The sequence below is a fragment of the Clostridioides sp. LIBA-6822 genome, assembly GCF_056688955.1.
Genome location: NZ_CP196995.1, coordinates 1,769,181 through 1,785,712, shown reverse-complemented (window position 1 = coordinate 1,785,712; position 16,532 = coordinate 1,769,181). Strand labels below are relative to the sequence as shown.

Genomic DNA, 16,532 nt, shown 5'->3' with positions numbered 1-16,532 from the left:
TTCACCTACTTTATTTCAAATTCTAGCATACTATTTGAACTGTTAAATTGTAATTCCCCTTCGTATACCACTTCCTTAGACTTTTTATTTATTATATATAACATATATTTATTATCCCAAGATAATATAGAGCTTTGCTTTGATGTATATACAATGATTTTGTTTGAATCAATTTCAACACTTCCAATTTCTCTTTTATCTCTACCTTCTAAAACATATTTATCTTCACTTAAATTTTTATCTAACATATTATAGGTAAGTAAATTTAACTCTATATTTGAATTATCATCATAAGCATTTGACATTACCATGTATAATTTATTATCTTCTAACTTTGCTTTTTCTAAAGTCATTTTACTATCTGTTTTTAATTCCATTATTTTTTCTTTATTTTCTTCAAGATTATACTCAAGTAAATTAAATTTAGAATCACTATTATCACCTGTACTTGCCTTTGATACATTTACTAAAATATACATCTTATCTTCATATTTGCTAGCATAACTTACGCCAATAGTTTCTATGTTTTTGTATTTTTTAGAAAAATAATTACTTAAATTTATACTTTTTATTATCTGTATTTTTTTATTTTCTGGATTGATTTTTATTATATCTATAGTGCTTGAATATTCTTTATTATTTTTTGATGAATCACTTTCAGCATAAAGGACAGACACATATAAGTCTTTTTTATATCTTTTTGATGATAGTATCTTTGCATAATAATCATCAGTATTTTTATCTACTTTATATTTTGTTCTTGTAAAATTATTCATATCTAGTTTTTCATATTCAATGCCCTTATCACTTCCTTCAGATGCAAATACACCTTTGTCCAAATCTTCTTTTTTCTCATCTATAACAAAATTTATCTCTTTTGAATCATCATTCGTTTCAAAACCAACATGAGCAATTAAATCAGAACCACTAGATACATCAATTAAATTATTCGTATTCTCACTATCTTTTTGTAGTTTTACTAATTCAGTCTTTTTAATTTTATTGTTTCCATTTATTGTATAATGTGAATTTATATATCCATTAAAATCATATCCAAAATTTATGTTTATATAGTCTAATTCATCTGGGTCACCTTTTATAGTTTTTATCTTCAAATTGTCTTCATTATTTAACAAACCTATACTAAAATATATTGCTAAAGTCAAAAATATAATAAGTATAGATATTTTAGATTTTAATTTCATACCACCCCTCCTAAAGAGATACTTTCTTTTTAATTAGAAAATAAGATATTCCATTTAGAATAGACATTATAATTAAAAAACTTAGTAAACCAGTTACTAAAGTATTAAATTGTATTCCAATGAACTGATAATATTTTCTAAATAAATTGATTATATTTATATATACTGTTGAAAAATATAAGCCTATTAAAACTACAAAAGCTATTAAAATTACATGAGGTCTATTTATATAAGAAAATATAAATAATATACAACAATTTACAAAAGAAATAGCTATAAGTAGTAAAAAAACATATATCTCCATAAAAGATATAAAATCAACAGGCATATTTCTTAAATTAAAATAATATAGATCTTGTGCGAAAGACATGTTGATTATCGGCATATTTCTAAAAATAAAATTAAATATATATTTACATATAAATAATATTGCTATCTGACTTATCAAAAAACCATATATCATTGTTATCAAAGCAATTGACTTAGTTATACAAATCTTAAACTTATTTTGTGGTAACATCATAAGTGTATAAATGCTTTGATTTTTTGAAAAAAACTCTCTTTTCCACATAAAAACATAGTATATAAAGATTCCCAACATACCAAAGAACAATATGTTTTGGATAAATCCAAGGTTACTAAGTATACCTATTCCATAAAATATACCTCCAAAATCTTCTATTGCTAAGTTCATAATAAATCTAGAGTTTTTAAATTTATTCATTTCAAATAAATTTAAACTAAGTGTAATTAATGAAAAAAATGATATATAAGCTATATAAAACCTATTGCTTCTTCTCAAATCTACATTTATTAGATATAGAAGTTTATTCATTCTTATATACCTCCCTCATTTTATCTAATATAGATTTCCCTTCTCTTTCTCTTAATTCTTCTGCATTAAATGAAGTTATAATCTTCCCTTCATCAAGAATTATGACCTCATCTACTAAGCTTTCTATCTCTACTATTTCATGAGTAGTTATGATAATAGCTTGATTTTCCTCCATATATTGTGCTATTACCCCTATAAACTCTTCCCTCTTAAACAAATCAATTCCTGTAAATGGTTCATCAAGTAGTATATACTCTGGGTCTTGGCAAAATCCAAGTATTAATTTTACTCTTGCAATATTTCCTTTTGATAAATTATCAATTATTTCATCTTCATCTAATCTGAATATGTTCATCATTTCTTTTGATTTTTCTTTATTCCATTTTGGATAAAATATTTCCATAAATTCAAAGGTTTCTTTTATTGTTGTATTACTAAAATGAGACTCTACATCTGGGACAAATGCTAGTTTATTATATATCTTTTCATTTATTTTTGCTCCATCTATAAGAATCTCTCCACTATCAATGCTTATAAGCCCTGCTATTGCTTTTAACATGGTTGATTTACCAACTCCATTTATTCCAAGTAACGCAGTTATTTTACCTTTTTCTATATTAAAGCTTACACTCTTTAAAGCATCTATTTTTCTTATTTTAATCCCTTGCATCCTTTTATATGTTTTACTGACATTCTTTATTTCTATCATATTTAATATCCTCCATATTTAATACACTTGTACAATAGACTTTCTAAATTGAGTTTTATATTTGTTAAAAGGCTAATATTCATCTTCTATTATCTTTAAAACTTCTTCTTTCGTAACATTTATTGCTTTCATATTTTCTATAAAAACAGATAAAGACTCATTTATAAGCTCTAATTTTAAGTTTTTTAATATATTCTCATCAACTGTTACACTACTTTGATAGTTTTTAAAAGTATTTATTATATTCATATCACCCATCTCCTTGTATGCTCTTTGAACAGTATTTAAATTTACTTTTAGATTAAGTGCCATTTCTCTCCTTGAGGGTATTGTCTCTCCTGGTTTCAACTCTCCTGTTACTATTTGTCTTTTTATATGCTTTACTATTTGCAAATAAATGGGAGTTGTATTATCTAGTTCAAAATTCATGATTCCTCCTATTCTAGTGTATTAATACGTTAGTACACTTACTTTAAAAAAATACACATTCAGTTCAGACCTTCTTTAATATTCTATTAAGTGTATTATACGATTAATACACTTAATTTGTAAATACTTTTTTATTATTTAACCCTAACTTTAATTTATTAAAGAGTTAAATGTAAAGCTTAAATAATAACTTTACAAAATGGAGCATCAAATGAGAGGATATATATTTTATGTTATGTTAGACTTGAAAACAAGTAAATGAGATAAGATTATATATTATCAACCAGTCAAAAATCTTATCTGTATTAACTCTTAAAAATCTAGTAAAAATATTAACACATATTAGGAGGTAAACAAATGAGTTATAAAATTGAAATCAAAAATATTGAACCAGTCGCAGCAGCTACTATGCGTTATAACGGACCTATTACTGAAGCAACAAAGTACTTTCCAAATGTATTTAAATCTATAAAGGGAAAATCTAATGGGGCTCCATTCTTCTGTTACTATAATGTTGACCAAAAAACTGGTTTTGGAGAAATGGAATTATGTGTTCCAACTTCTGAAACTCCAAATCGCATTGGTGTAACCATAAAAGAATTTCCTAAAACAAAAGCTTTGTTTTTCACTCACATAGGCTCATATAGTACTTTACCTAAAACGTACGAAATGATATTTAAATACATTCATGAAAATAATATAGAAATACAAACTCCTTGGAGAGAAGTATTCATTAAAGGGCCAGGTATGCTGATAAAAGGAAATCCAGATAAATATATTACAGAAATCATATTTCCACTTAAAGAGGAGGAATAACATATGATAGCAATTAAAATAGATAATTTAGTAAAAGAATATAAAAATGGTGTGAAAGCTTTAAATGGTCTAAGTTTTAATGTAAATGCTGGAGAGATTTTTTCTTTACTTGGTCCTAATGGAGCTGGTAAATCTTCTCTTATCAACATTTTGACCACCTTTTATAAACCTACATCTGGAAATGTAACAGTCTTTGGAAAAGATTTAGTAGATAATCCTTCTTGGATACGTACTCAGATTGCTTGTGTAGCACAACAAGTCTCTATTGATGAACACCTGTCTCTTATGGAAAATATGGTATTTCAAAGCAAGATGTATAAAGTAGAACCACAAATTGCAAAACAAAGAATAGAGTCTTTAATTGATAAATTTGAGTTATCTAACTACTTAAAATATCCCACTTCATCATATTCTGGTGGAGTGAAGCGTAGATTAGACATAGCTATGAATATGGTATCATCTCCTAAAATTCTATTTCTGGATGAACCAACTGTTGGTATGGATGTAGATTCAAGAAAATCTATGTGGGATATGTTATTAAAAATTAGAGATGAGTATGGCACAACTATATTTCTAACTACTCATTATCTTGAAGAAGCTGAACAATTGAGTGATAATATTTGTATTATGAAAAATGGAAAAGATTTGGCACATGGAACGCCATCTAGTTTACGTGGCTATATCAGACAAAATATACTTCGTATAGCTTTTCATGACATCAAAGATATAAAAAAATATAAAGATGAAATTAAAAATATTGGATTAGCCAAGTTTATGAGTATAAGAGAGAATTCAATTTTTATAAGTGTACAGGATAGTAGAGTTGCTTTTACTTCAATAAATAAGTGGCTTTTAGAACATGACATAAAATTTGATGCAATAGAAATTGTAGAGCCAAGTCTTGAAGATGTTTTTTTAGCATTAACAAGTTCTAAAAAAGGCTTAAAGGAGGAATGGGAATGTTAAATATCTTATGGCGTAGTATGAAATGGCGTTTTAAAAATCCAATCTCGTTTATAGTTACTATATTACAACCTTTTCTTTGGCTTGTACTTTATAGCTCTATTGCAAATCAAACTATGAGTAATATGAATATTAGTAATTATACCGCTTTTATACTACCAGGTATTATTATTCTAGTTATATTTTCCTCATGTAGTAGTGGTGGTATCATCAACTTCATAATGAAGAATAGTGGAAGTTTCTATAGGGTTTTAATTGCACCTATTAGTAGATATTCAATTGTTTTTGGTCAATTACTAGAAGCTATCTTAGTTTCCTTCTTAGAAGTAACTATTTTATGTGTAGTAAGTATATTCTTCTCAGTAAGGATAGAATCTGGCATTGGAGGAATTATGCTTATGATAATACTAATATTTATGACTGCATTTTTTTTATCAAGTCTAGCTTATTCTATAAGTCTATTATTGCCAAATGAAATAATTTATGAAACAATTATGACTGCAATTGTACTTCCTATTTTCTTTTTAAGTTCAGCTCTTTTCCCTATAGAAAATTTATCTGGAGGATTAAAAATAGCTGTTATGCTCAATCCATTTACCCATGTTATTAATGCTTTACGTAGCTTAATATTTGGCGAGGCTATTCTTATTGGAGATATATTACCTGTTATCCTGTTATTTTTAATATTATGCTGTGCAAGTTTTTCACTTGCTATGTGGAGACTAAAAAAGGAAATGGTAAGTTAAATTATAAAATTATAATAAAAAGTGAACTCTATATAATAGAGTTCACTATAGATGATTTATTTTAATATTTCTAAGACTGAATTTAATACAGCATGACCATTACAAGTACCATAGTTTACCATATCTATTATAGATACTGGAGCTCTATCTCCAACTATAGATTTTACATCATCAAACATAAATCTAAGCTGTGGTCCAAGAAGTAAAATATCAAAATTATCGAGTTCCGATTTTATATCGCCTTCTCCGACTGCCCATATTTTACAATCTATATTTCTTTTTTTTGCATCTTTCTCCATTTTATTTACCAATAAAGTAGAAGACATACCTCCAACACACACTAACAATATCCTAATCATTAATAACTCCTTTTTAATCAAATCTACATATCCCTTGATTAAAAAGTATATGTAGAAAAGTTTGTCATTTATAACTTTTTAAATTCACTCTTAAATTATATCAAATTTTTCCATTTTTTTCACTACTAGAACTAATTTTATATTATTAATGTCCACTTTTCCACTTCTTTAGATATATTTTCGGATTTTAATATAGCAGATATTATAGCATACCCATCGCTATTTAAGCTCTTAAGTTTATCTATATTATCCAATTTTATGCCTCCAATTAGTACAAATGGTATATCTACTTTTTCTTTAATTACTTTGACAGTTTCAAATGAAGCAGATTTTGCATCTAATTTAGTAGATGTTGTAAATATAGACCCTATACCTAAATAATCTGCACCATCATTTTTTGCACAGATAGCTTCTTCTAAAGTTCTTGCTGATACTCCTAGTATCTTATCATTTCCTATAAGCTTTCTAACTTCTCTCGCATCAATATCACTTTGACCTACATGTACTCCATCTGCATCGCAGATAAGTGCTATATCAACTCTATCATTAACTATAAACTTAATACCATATCTTCTAGTTATTTCTCTAAGCTTCATAGCCTTTTTTAAAAACGCTCTTCCAGAAGCATTTTTTTCTCTAAGTTGTACAGTTGTGATTCCAGAAGTTATTGCATCTTCAATACACTTATAGAAATCTCTACCTTCAAGCATTTCAGAGTCAGTTACTAAATATAATTTTAAGTCTTTTTTTAAGTTTTCTTTATCTATCATTTTAAGTCTCCTCTTAAACCTTTATTCATTTAAAAATTCAATATTAGAATTTTTACTTAAAGTATCTATATCCATTTTATAAATAGTATTCATAAGATTCTCTTTAAATGTTCCTATTGGTGGATTATTTAGATTTGCCAGCTCTCCACTTAAAGACATTGTAAGAACACCCATTGTAGCTGCTTTTAATGTATTCTCAGTAATAGCCATGAAACTTGCAATTAAACTTGCAGTCATACATCCAGTTCCTGTAACTCCTTTTAATTTATCAGTTCCATTATTTATTTTATATGTATTTTTACTATCAGTTATTATATCTGTTTTTCCAGTTGCTACTACTATACATTCAAGTTTTTCAGAAACTTTTTTTATTATATCAGTAGAATCTTCTTCATAGTCAAATGAATCTACACCTTTTCCCCTTACATCAAAACCACCTATAAACTTTATTTCTGCCATATTACCTTTAACTACATTAAATTTGACTTCATTTAAAAGTTTGTTTGTTAGTTCTGCTCTAGCTTTACTTGCAAATACTCCCACTGGGTCTAATATAACAGGTTTATTATACTTATTTGCTGCTTTTCCTGCTAATAAAAATAAATCTAACATATTTGAATTCATCGTTCCTATATTTATTACTACAGAATTTGCTATACTTACTATTTCTTCTACTTCCTCATATGAGAAGCTCATAAGAGGACTTGCTCCTATAGCTAAAGTTACATTGGCACAGTCATTTATAGTTACATTATTAGTATAATGAATTACCAATGGATTTGATTCTTTTACATCTTTAATTAAATTATACATAGCCAACCTCCAACAATTTTTTATTATTCAAATTTATAAAAATGATGCACTGGTCCTACTCCATGACCTATATCAAAACTATTTTTTATTGCTTCTGTTATATAGAGTTTACTTAAATTTACTGCTTCTGTTATTTCATAACCTAATGCCAAATAGGATGTTATTGCAGAAGATAATGTACATCCTGTTCCATGTGTATTTTTTTTATCAATTCTTTCACTTTTATAAACTTTAAACATATTTTTACCAACTAAAATATCTACTGCTTCTCCATCTAAATGCCCCCCTTTCATAAGGACAAATTTAGGACCAAGTTGTAGTATTTCTTTTCCTACTCTATTCATATCATCTATATTATTTATTTTTATTCCTGTGATTTCTTCTGCCTCTGGGATGTTTGGTGTAATTATGTATGCAAGTGGCATCAAGTATTTAATTAGATTTTCTTTTGCTTCTGGCTTTAATAAATAATATCCACTTTTAGATATCATTACAGGGTCTACTACCAAATATTTTGGATTGTATTTCTTTATATTTTCAACTATTTCAAGTATAATCTCAGGACTTGAAACCATTCCTATTTTTACAGCTTTTGGAGGTATATCTTCAAATACTGCCTCTATCTGTTTTTTTATTATTTCCTTACTTAAATCTTCTACTGCAAAAACTCCTTGAGTATTTTGTGCTGTTATAGCTGTTATTACACTCATACCATAAGTACCAATTGCACTAAAAGTCTTCAAATCAGCTTGAATTCCAGCTCCTCCAGATGAATCTGACCCAGCGATTGTAAGTGTTGGTATTTTATAATTACTCATTTATTCCCTCCTAAAGTTTAATTTAAATAACTTAATTAAAAAAGCTATACCTACAATAGGTATAGCTTAGAAATCGCATATATCATAAATAATATACACTTAAGTTTTATACTAAGCTTTCCTACGCTGGTATTATCCAGATCAGGTGTAAGGGTCGGTATTCCTCTCAGCTCTTGGCTCCCCTAGCTATTTTAATTTATTATATTTATAACTTCATTATATTACAATAGTATTTATTGTCAAGTTTTACATCATATACACTTATTATAATGTTAATGCTAATATTTATGTTAATTGTTCTATTTCTTTTCCAACAATATAAGCATCTTTATTATCAATTAAATCTATAAGTATCTCTGGTTTTTTTATTATAGATAATTTTTTGTTTCTAGTTAATTTCTTTATATAACATTCCAATTTCATTGCATTACTTTTTGTATTGGTTACAAAATAAACTTCTAGTTTTTTAAATCCCTTTGCCCTTGTATATTTTGAATTAATTCCCAACTTATGTTCATTCATTCTTCTAACTATATTACTAGTATATCCAGTATATAGAGAACCATCTTTACATCTTATAATATATGTAAAATACATCTCAAATCACATCCTTATTAAATATATAAATATTATATTATAGAATTGATAAAAATGGCATGTATTTTGCATATGTAACCTTCTTAGTGTTAGTTCTAATGTAGATGTATAAAATCCATTCTATATAAGTATAACGCTAAAATTTGACACAATAATAACGTTTTTATTTTTATAATAAAAAATTCACAAATTATAAAAAATAAAATTTTCAAAAAAATTATAATTTTCAAAAAAATAAATTGACACATATAAAAAAATTATGATACCCTAATAAAAAGGGGGCAATGATTATGGAAAACAATTTAATTATAGCTAAAAGCAATAATACTAAATTATCTAAAAAGGAATTACTTAAAGTTAATCTACAGATAGGTGTAGATTTTACACTTTTATCAAAATCACTTAAAGCCTTTTACAAAAAAGAAAAAGATTTTTATTGCATTGCTCTTGCGCCATGCAATGTATCTAATGAAAAAGCAAATAGAAAAATAAGTATCTCTGATATGATAAAAGAAATTAACACTTTAATCGAAAGTATAACTGATAAAAATGAACTTTTAAATGAAGAACTCTTCATCAAAAATTTATCAGAATTTTATGATGAGTCTTTAGATGACATTTATATAGAATTAAAACAAGCATATTTATACATTAAAAAGAATACAGATGGGCTTAGCATAGAAGACTCGATTGAATATGTATTTGATGTTGATATAAGCAATGAGACAAAAATAAAAGAAAATCCATTAATTAACTTTAATTCGCTTTCTTTAGTGGTTTGGAGTGGTGAGACAAAAAATATTTTACAACAAATGAATATTTTAGACTTAGAAAATATCCACTCTTATCCTATAGAAAACAATACAAATATAACTATCTATGAAAGTGATACTCTTCAATCTGAATTTGATGAAAAAGATGAAGAGATAAAAGAAAACAATATAGATATAATTGAGCAAATGCTTATACTTCCTGATGACTTAGACTATGACAAAGATGAAGTTGAAAATATGAAAAATAGGATTGCAAATATAAATACTAAGTATTTACAAACACTTAAAGAAAAGGATATAAAAATAAAATTAATAAATTCAAACTTAACTGATGAGTCAGAATTTAAGGATTTAAAACATCAGTTACCACCATGTTGGGTAAGATCAGGCAAAACTTGGAAAGATGTACCTGGTATATATAGAAACAATTCTATCGTAGTTAAAATAGGCTACAGTAATCCTAGCTATGCAAATGTACATTCAGCTAAAAATTTAGAATTACATGAAACTGCACATGCTATAGACAAAAATGTTTTAAATAAAAAATCAAGTTCAGAAGAATTTATGGAAATATTTGCTCAAGAAAGATATAAACTTTACGACCCTAAGCAAATTGCACATGCCTACATTAGTAAGTTTATAGAAGAATTTTTTGCAGAGTCATTTGTACACTACTATCTTGATGAAGTTTCAAGAAATATCTTAAAAGAAAATTGTCCTTTAACATATGGTTTTCTTGAACAACTTGAATTAAACTATTAAATACCCTAACTTTCAATAACATATTTAACTATACCCTCTTCATAAATAATAATAAGATGACAATTTATATTTTTGATAAAGTACTATCATTAAAAGATTTCTTATTATTTATGTTATAATGTTCATAATGGCTATGTTTTAAAATAGTTTATGTAAACCATAATTTAAATAAATAATAGAAGAAGGATGAAGAGCTATGAAGTTGAATAGAAATGATAGTTGTTGGTGTGGAAGTACTAAAAAATATAAAAAATGCCATATAGATATGGATAATAAAATAGATTCATTTGCAAAGTTAGGTCATATTGTGCCAACTCATGATATTATTAAAAATCCAACACAAATTGAAGAAATAAAAAAGAGTGCAGTAATAAATACAAAAATTTTAGATTATATTTCAGATAAAATTGAAATTGGAATGTCCACAGAGGATATAAATAAACTAGTACATGACTTTACACTACAAAATGGAGCCATTCCTGCTCCTTTGGATTATAATGGATTTCCTAAAAGTGTATGTACATCCATAAACAACGAAGTTTGTCATGGTATTCCTAGTAAAGATATTATCTTAAAAGATGGAGATATTATCAATGTAGATGTTTCTACTATTTTTAATGGATACTACTCAGATGCTTCAAGAATGTTTATGATAGGAAATGTTAAAGAAAATGCAAGAAAATTAGTTCAGGTTACTAAAGAATGTGTTCAAAAAGGTCTTGATGCTACTAAACCATGGGGATTCTTGGGTGATATAGGAGATGCTATTAATTCCTATGCTCAAAAAAATGGGTACTCTGTTGTAAGAGAAATTGGTGGTCATGGGGTTGGATTAAGTTTCCATGAAGACCCATTTGTAAGTTATGTATCTAAAAAAGGAACTGAGATGTTATTAGTTCCTGGAATGATATTTACAATAGAACCAATGGTAAATGAAGGTACTCATGAAATTTTTGTTGATAAAGAAAATAATTGGACTATCTATACAGAGGATGGTAAATTGTCTGCTCAATGGGAATGTATGGTTTTAGTTACAGAAACAGGATTTGAAATCTTAACTGAATAAAAGACAAATGCCTATAAAAATTGAAAATTCAATTTTTATAGGCATTTATTTTATTAATGCACATCTATTGCATCAACTGGACAGCTTTCTCTAGCTTCTTTTGCTGATTCTTCAGCATCACTTGGTATTTCATCAACTATAACATGTGATTTACCATCATCATTCATATCAAATACTTCTGGACATATTGATGGACATAATCCACAACCTATACAAGTATCTTGATTAACATCTGCTTTCATAATAAAATCCTCCTAAACACTACAAATTTAAAATCTTGTTTGTCAAAGATTTATGAACCAAAACTTTAACATTTAGTTCTTTTTTATTATGTCCCCAAATTTGAAAAAAATACCTTTTAAAATAATTTTCATAAATTTTCTTTTATAATCATACCAATTCTATATATAATACACATTATCTAATTCATCATACTCATAGGATGCTTCTTTTTTATTCTTTTTTACAGGTTCTAAATTTCTTATTTTTACTATTTTTGCTGGTATACCAACAACTGTTGCTCCATTAGGCACATCCTTAACGACAACAGAATTTGCACCAATTTTTGAATTGGAACCAATATTTAAAGGTCCTAATATCTTTGTTCCAGCTCCAATCAATACATCATCACCAACAGTTGGATGTCTCTTTCCTGTGTCTTTTCCTGTGGCTCCTAAAGTAGCTCCTTGGTATATTGTTACTCTATTACCTACTTCTGCTGTTTCTCCGATTACAACACCCATTCCATGGTCTATTAATATACCTTCTCCCATTTTAGCTCCAGGATGTATTTCTATACCAGTCATAAATCTGGATATCTGAGATATTAGTCTTGCTGTAAAAAGCATATTTTTCTTGTAAAGAGTATGAGCCATCCTATGCATTATCATTGCATGTACTGATGGATAAAGTAAAAATACTTCTACCTTAGACCTAGCTGCTGGATCATTTTTCATTATATATTCAATATCTTTATTTATTTTCTTAAACAAAGTATTCACTCCCTAAAATAAAATTTTTAAAATAGTCCCATGGACATATACTTATCTACTCCATCTGGAGCTACTGTTACTATCTTTTTATCTGGATATTTTTTCGCCATTTCCATAGCTCCAAATATATTTGCTCCAGAAGATATACCCACTAAAATACCCTCTTTTGCTGCAAGTAATTTAACTGTTTCAAATGCATCTTCATCATCTACTAATATTACTTCATCAACTACACTAGAATCATAATTTTCAGGAACAAAGTTGGCACCTATTCCTTGTATTTTGTGAGGTCCAGTTTTGTTTTCTGATATAGCTGGAGATTTTTTTGGTTCAAGTGCGATTACTTTTATATTTGGATTTTGTTCTTTTAAATACCTTGCAGTCCCTATTAAAGTACCACCTGTTCCAACTCCACATACAAATATATCTAAATCTTTAACATCATTCATAATTTCAACTGCTGTTGTTTTATAATGTGCGTTTGGATTATCTTTATTTTCAAATTGTTTTAAACTTTTATAGTTTGGATTTTCTCTTAAAAGTTCATTTGCTTTTTCTATGGAACCTGCCATTCCAGCTTTTCCATCTGTAAGCACCAAATTTGCTCCATATGCCTTCATTAAGTCTCTTCTCTCAATGCTCATAGTCTCAGGCATTACTATTATTACTTCATATCCTTTTAATTTTCCTATCATAGATAATGCAATACCAGTATTACCACTAGTAGCTTCGACTAAGACATCTCCTTTTTTTAATTCGCCTCTTTTCTCTAATCCTTCTAACATTTCATAAACTGCTCTGTCTTTTATACTTCCTGCTGGATTTACTTTTTCTAATTTTACATATATGTTAAAACACCCGTTAGTACATCCTAAATTGTTCAACCTTACTACAGGTGTGTTTCCTATCAACTCTAATGCGTTATTATATAACATACTACTTCCTCCTATATGTCTAAATCTATTATCAAATTGATAACGATAAATATATTATAGTATTATCATTTTGATAATGCAACCTTTTTTTGGATTTTATACTTTCAATCGTTTTATTCCAAATATTAGTAATGTTCAAACAAAAAAAGTGAAAATCATTATCGATTTCCACCTTTTAAATATAAAGCTTTAGACTAAGTCATACATAATACTTTGCTACAAAAGCTCTACAAAATACTATACAAGACCTAATATTTTTGCTACCTCTATATTAACCTTTAACACATTTACCCTATCTTCACCTAAAACTCCAAACAGTTTTTTAGAAGTATTATCATCTACAATTTTTTGTAATTTATTTTCTGATATCCCTGATGCTTTTGCTACAGCAGGTATCTGAACCTTTGCAGAAGCTGGACTTACATTAGGGTCAAGACCTGAACCTGACGCTGTAAGTAAGTCTGTTGGTATATCTCCTTTTTTGACAGTTGGATTATCCTTTAAAAACTTTTCTATATCTTTTTGTACTCTATCACGAAGTTCTGGATTTGTAGCTCCATAATTAAAAGAGCCTGATGAAACGCCTCCATAAGATGCATTTCCATCTTTATCTGGTTTTAAATCTTCTTTTGTATAAGTATTATAGTTTATTGATGATACTCTTCCTTTAAAGAATCTAGCATCTGTAAAGTTTTGACCAATAAGTTCTGAACCTACTTTTACACCATTTACTTCTATCATACTTCCATTAGCTTTATCTCTAAATGCAACTTGACTTACGCCTGTCAGAGCAAGTGGATATACAAGTCCACAAACAACTAACAATACAAGACTTACAAGCAGTGCCGGTTTTAATGTTTTCATTTTTATATCCTCCATTTATTAACCTAAATTAAGAACCATTACTAAAGGTGTAATTAATAAATCAATTAATTTTATTCCTAAAAATGGAACTATAACTCCTCCAAGACCAAAGATAATCATATTTCTCATTAACATAGCTTGTGATTTCATAGGTCTATATTTTACGCCTTTCATTGCAAGAGGTATTAAACATGGGATGATTATAGCATTAAATATTAAAGCTGATAATATCGCACTAAATGATGTAGAAAGTTTCATTATATTTAATATCTCCATCTGAGGTATTGCAAGAGTAAATATAGCTGGTATAATTGCAAAATATTTTGCAACATCATTTGCTATACTAAAAGTTGTCAAAGCTCCACGAGTTATTAAAAGTTGTTTTCCTATTTCAACAACTTCTAATATCTTAGTTGGGTCTGAATCTAAATCTACCATATTTGCTGCTTCTTTTGCAGATGTTGTACCACTATTCATAGCAAGACCTACATCTGCCTGAGCAAGTGCAGGAGCATCATTTGTTCCATCACCTGTCATAGCTACTATTTTACCTTCTAATTGTTCTTTCTTTATAGCATCTATTTTATCTTCTGGCTTACATTCTGCAATAAATCCATCTACTCCAGCTTCTCTTGCAATTGTAGCTGCTGTTAGAGGATTATCCCCCGTACACATGATTGTTTTTATTCCTATCTCACGAAGTCTAGCAAATCTTTCTACAAGCCCTGATTTTACTGTATCCTTTAAGTAGATAATTCCATATATCTCATTATCTACACATACTACTAAAGGTGTACCTCCTAATTTAGCTACTCGGTTTACATTTTCTTCTAAATCTTCTGGCACTATTCCACCAGATTCTTTTACTCGTTTTATTATGCTATCATAAGCACCTTTTCTTATAGCGCTACCATTAGCTAAATTAATCCCACTCATTCTAGTTTGTGCAGAAAATTCTACGAATTCAGCTTGCTCTGCTTCTTTTGTTTTACCTGTTGAGCCTAATTTCATTCCTAAATCAACTATAGACTTTCCTTCTGGTGTATCATCTTTTAATGAACACATAACAGAATAGTTTATTAAGTCTTTTGAGTCTGCATTTCCAACTGCTATAAATTCTGATGCAAGTCTATTTCCATAGGTAATAGTACCTGTCTTATCCAAAATCATAGTATCAACATCACCACAAGCTTCTACTGCTTTACCTGACATTGCAATAACATTGAATCTCGTTACTCTATCCATACCTGCAATACCAATAGCTGACAATAATCCACCTATAGTAGTTGGTATTAAGCACACCAAAAGTGCTATCATAGTAGAAATTGGAATCTTAACCCCTGCATAATTTGCCATTGGATAAAGAGAGATTAATACAACCATAAATATAAGAGTTAATCCCACTAACAATGTATTTAAAGCAATCTCATTTGGCGTTTTTTGTCTTGAAGCACCTTCTACAAGAGCTATCATTTTATCTAAGAATGATTCCCCTGGTTTTGTTGTTATTTTTATTTTTAACCAGTCACTTACAACTGTAGTACCCCCTGTAACAGAAGCGAAATCTCCACCAGATTCTCTCATCACAGGTGCGGATTCTCCAGTTATTGCTGATTCATCCACAGAAGCTATTCCTTCTATAACTTCTCCATCATTTGGAATAACTTCCCCTGCATTTACTAAAACAATATCGCCAAGTTTTAGTTCGCTTGCACTTATCATTTTTTCATTTCCTAGCTTATCCAAAACCCTTGCTACTGTGTCTTTTCTAGTTTTCTTCAATGTATCTGCTTGTGCTTTTCCTCTACCTTCAGCTACAGCTTCAGCAAAATTTGCAAAAAGCACTGTTATAAATAATATTATTGTCACAATCCCATTATAGGCTCTTAAATTATTGCCTTCATCACCAAACAAGCTAGGTATTATTGTAAGTATCAATGTTACTATAAAGCCAATCTCTACAACAAACATAACTGGATTTTTCATCATATATTTAGGATTTAACTTTTTAAAAGCTTCTATAATGGAAGTTTTGAAAATATCTTTTGTAATAAACTTTGTTTTTTTAGTTTCCATAAAA

General features: G+C 28.1%; 19 protein-coding genes and 1 riboswitch. Of the genes, 5 read left to right on the top strand and 14 right to left on the bottom strand.

What is annotated here, in order from left to right:
* Nucleotides 1-5: 5 nt before the first annotated feature.
* From ACTG48_RS08570 to ACTG48_RS08555, 4 genes are all read right to left on the bottom strand, one after another.
* Nucleotides 6-1,205: a hypothetical protein gene (locus ACTG48_RS08570; RefSeq protein ID WP_479918605.1), complete on the bottom strand. Its 1,200-nt coding sequence runs from the start codon at nucleotides 1,203-1,205 to the stop codon at nucleotides 6-8.
* A 10-nt stretch (nucleotides 1,206-1,215) separates the two neighbouring features.
* Nucleotides 1,216-2,040 carry an ABC transporter permease gene (locus ACTG48_RS08565; RefSeq protein WP_479918604.1) on the bottom strand — a complete coding sequence of 275 codons (825 nt, stop codon included), beginning with the start codon at nucleotides 2,038-2,040 and terminating at the stop codon, nucleotides 1,216-1,218.
* Nucleotides 2,033-2,749 carry an ABC transporter ATP-binding protein gene (locus ACTG48_RS08560; RefSeq protein WP_021384335.1) on the bottom strand — a complete coding sequence of 239 codons (717 nt, stop codon included), beginning with the start codon at nucleotides 2,747-2,749 and terminating at the stop codon, nucleotides 2,033-2,035. Before ACTG48_RS08560 ends, ACTG48_RS08565 begins: the two co-directional genes overlap by 8 nt.
* A gap of 72 nt (nucleotides 2,750-2,821) precedes the next feature.
* Entirely contained in the window at nucleotides 2,822-3,178 is a 357-nt protein-coding gene (locus ACTG48_RS08555) for a GntR family transcriptional regulator (RefSeq protein ID WP_021384333.1), read from the bottom strand.
* Nucleotides 3,179-3,535: 357 nt separating this feature from the next.
* Between ACTG48_RS08555 and ACTG48_RS08550 the strand changes: the two genes are divergently transcribed.
* The 3 genes from ACTG48_RS08550 to ACTG48_RS08540 are packed head-to-tail and all read left to right on the top strand — an operon-like array spanning nucleotide 3,536 to nucleotide 5,703.
* Nucleotides 3,536-3,994, top strand: a complete 459-nt coding sequence (locus ACTG48_RS08550) for a GyrI-like domain-containing protein (RefSeq protein ID WP_479918603.1) — start codon at nucleotides 3,536-3,538, stop codon at nucleotides 3,992-3,994.
* A 3-nt stretch (nucleotides 3,995-3,997) separates the two neighbouring features.
* Nucleotides 3,998-4,960: an ABC transporter ATP-binding protein gene (locus ACTG48_RS08545; protein ID WP_021384366.1), complete on the top strand. Its 963-nt coding sequence runs from the start codon at nucleotides 3,998-4,000 to the stop codon at nucleotides 4,958-4,960.
* The gene (locus ACTG48_RS08540; RefSeq protein ID WP_479918602.1) at nucleotides 4,954-5,703 is read left to right on the top strand and encodes an ABC transporter permease; all 750 of its coding nucleotides are present in this window, start codon (nucleotides 4,954-4,956) and stop codon (nucleotides 5,701-5,703) included. Before ACTG48_RS08545 ends, ACTG48_RS08540 begins: the two co-directional genes overlap by 7 nt.
* Before the next feature lie 56 nt (nucleotides 5,704-5,759).
* On the opposite strand, the gene ACTG48_RS08535 is transcribed toward ACTG48_RS08540, so the two are convergent.
* The 5 genes from ACTG48_RS08535 to ACTG48_RS08515 all read right to left on the bottom strand — a co-directional run bounded on the left by ACTG48_RS08535 (nucleotide 5,760) and on the right by ACTG48_RS08515 (nucleotide 9,060).
* Nucleotides 5,760-6,062, bottom strand: a complete 303-nt coding sequence (locus ACTG48_RS08535) for a PTS sugar transporter subunit IIB (RefSeq protein ID WP_003420211.1) — start codon at nucleotides 6,060-6,062, stop codon at nucleotides 5,760-5,762.
* A 137-nt stretch (nucleotides 6,063-6,199) separates the two neighbouring features.
* On the bottom strand, nucleotides 6,200-6,832 hold the full coding sequence (gene thiE / locus ACTG48_RS08530; RefSeq protein WP_479918601.1) for a thiamine phosphate synthase: 633 nt from the start codon (nucleotides 6,830-6,832) through the stop codon (nucleotides 6,200-6,202).
* A 21-nt stretch (nucleotides 6,833-6,853) separates the two neighbouring features.
* Entirely contained in the window at nucleotides 6,854-7,645 is a 792-nt protein-coding gene (gene thiM / locus ACTG48_RS08525) for a hydroxyethylthiazole kinase (RefSeq protein WP_479918600.1), read from the bottom strand.
* Between the two features lie 23 nt (nucleotides 7,646-7,668).
* The gene (thiD, locus tag ACTG48_RS08520; RefSeq protein ID WP_021384361.1) at nucleotides 7,669-8,463 is read right to left on the bottom strand and encodes a bifunctional hydroxymethylpyrimidine kinase/phosphomethylpyrimidine kinase; all 795 of its coding nucleotides are present in this window, start codon (nucleotides 8,461-8,463) and stop codon (nucleotides 7,669-7,671) included.
* 101 nt (nucleotides 8,464-8,564) lie between these two features.
* Nucleotides 8,565-8,657, bottom strand: a riboswitch (TPP riboswitch).
* A 91-nt stretch (nucleotides 8,658-8,748) separates the two neighbouring features.
* Entirely contained in the window at nucleotides 8,749-9,060 is a 312-nt protein-coding gene (locus tag ACTG48_RS08515; RefSeq protein ID WP_479918599.1) for a GIY-YIG nuclease family protein, read from the bottom strand.
* A 290-nt stretch (nucleotides 9,061-9,350) separates the two neighbouring features.
* Here ACTG48_RS08515 and ACTG48_RS08510 point away from each other — a divergent pair, with 290 nt between their 5' ends.
* Both ACTG48_RS08510 and ACTG48_RS08505 read left to right on the top strand, forming a co-directional pair.
* The gene (locus tag ACTG48_RS08510; RefSeq protein ID WP_479918598.1) at nucleotides 9,351-10,595 is read left to right on the top strand and encodes an anthrax toxin lethal factor-related metalloendopeptidase; all 1,245 of its coding nucleotides are present in this window, start codon (nucleotides 9,351-9,353) and stop codon (nucleotides 10,593-10,595) included.
* A 196-nt stretch (nucleotides 10,596-10,791) separates the two neighbouring features.
* Complete coding sequence (locus ACTG48_RS08505; protein ID WP_479918597.1) at nucleotides 10,792-11,661, top strand: methionyl aminopeptidase; 870 nt, start codon at nucleotides 10,792-10,794, stop codon at nucleotides 11,659-11,661.
* Between the two features lie 53 nt (nucleotides 11,662-11,714).
* On the opposite strand, the gene ACTG48_RS08500 is transcribed toward ACTG48_RS08505, so the two are convergent.
* From ACTG48_RS08500 to kdpB, 5 genes are all read right to left on the bottom strand, one after another.
* The gene (locus ACTG48_RS08500; RefSeq protein ID WP_021384372.1) at nucleotides 11,715-11,903 is read right to left on the bottom strand and encodes a ferredoxin; all 189 of its coding nucleotides are present in this window, start codon (nucleotides 11,901-11,903) and stop codon (nucleotides 11,715-11,717) included.
* Nucleotides 11,904-12,062: 159 nt separating this feature from the next.
* Nucleotides 12,063-12,653, bottom strand: a complete 591-nt coding sequence (gene epsC / locus ACTG48_RS08495) for a serine O-acetyltransferase EpsC (RefSeq protein ID WP_479918596.1) — start codon at nucleotides 12,651-12,653, stop codon at nucleotides 12,063-12,065.
* A 26-nt stretch (nucleotides 12,654-12,679) separates the two neighbouring features.
* A complete protein-coding gene (gene cysK, locus ACTG48_RS08490) occupies nucleotides 12,680-13,588 on the bottom strand; it encodes a cysteine synthase A (RefSeq protein ID WP_479918595.1) in 909 nt (302 codons plus the stop codon).
* Nucleotides 13,589-13,825: 237 nt separating this feature from the next.
* A complete protein-coding gene (locus tag ACTG48_RS08485; protein ID WP_479918594.1) occupies nucleotides 13,826-14,452 on the bottom strand; it encodes a K(+)-transporting ATPase subunit C in 627 nt (208 codons plus the stop codon).
* A gap of 18 nt (nucleotides 14,453-14,470) precedes the next feature.
* Nucleotides 14,471-16,528 carry a potassium-transporting ATPase subunit KdpB gene (gene kdpB / locus ACTG48_RS08480; protein WP_021384347.1) on the bottom strand — a complete coding sequence of 686 codons (2,058 nt, stop codon included), beginning with the start codon at nucleotides 16,526-16,528 and terminating at the stop codon, nucleotides 14,471-14,473.
* Nucleotides 16,529-16,532 lie beyond the last annotated feature (4 nt).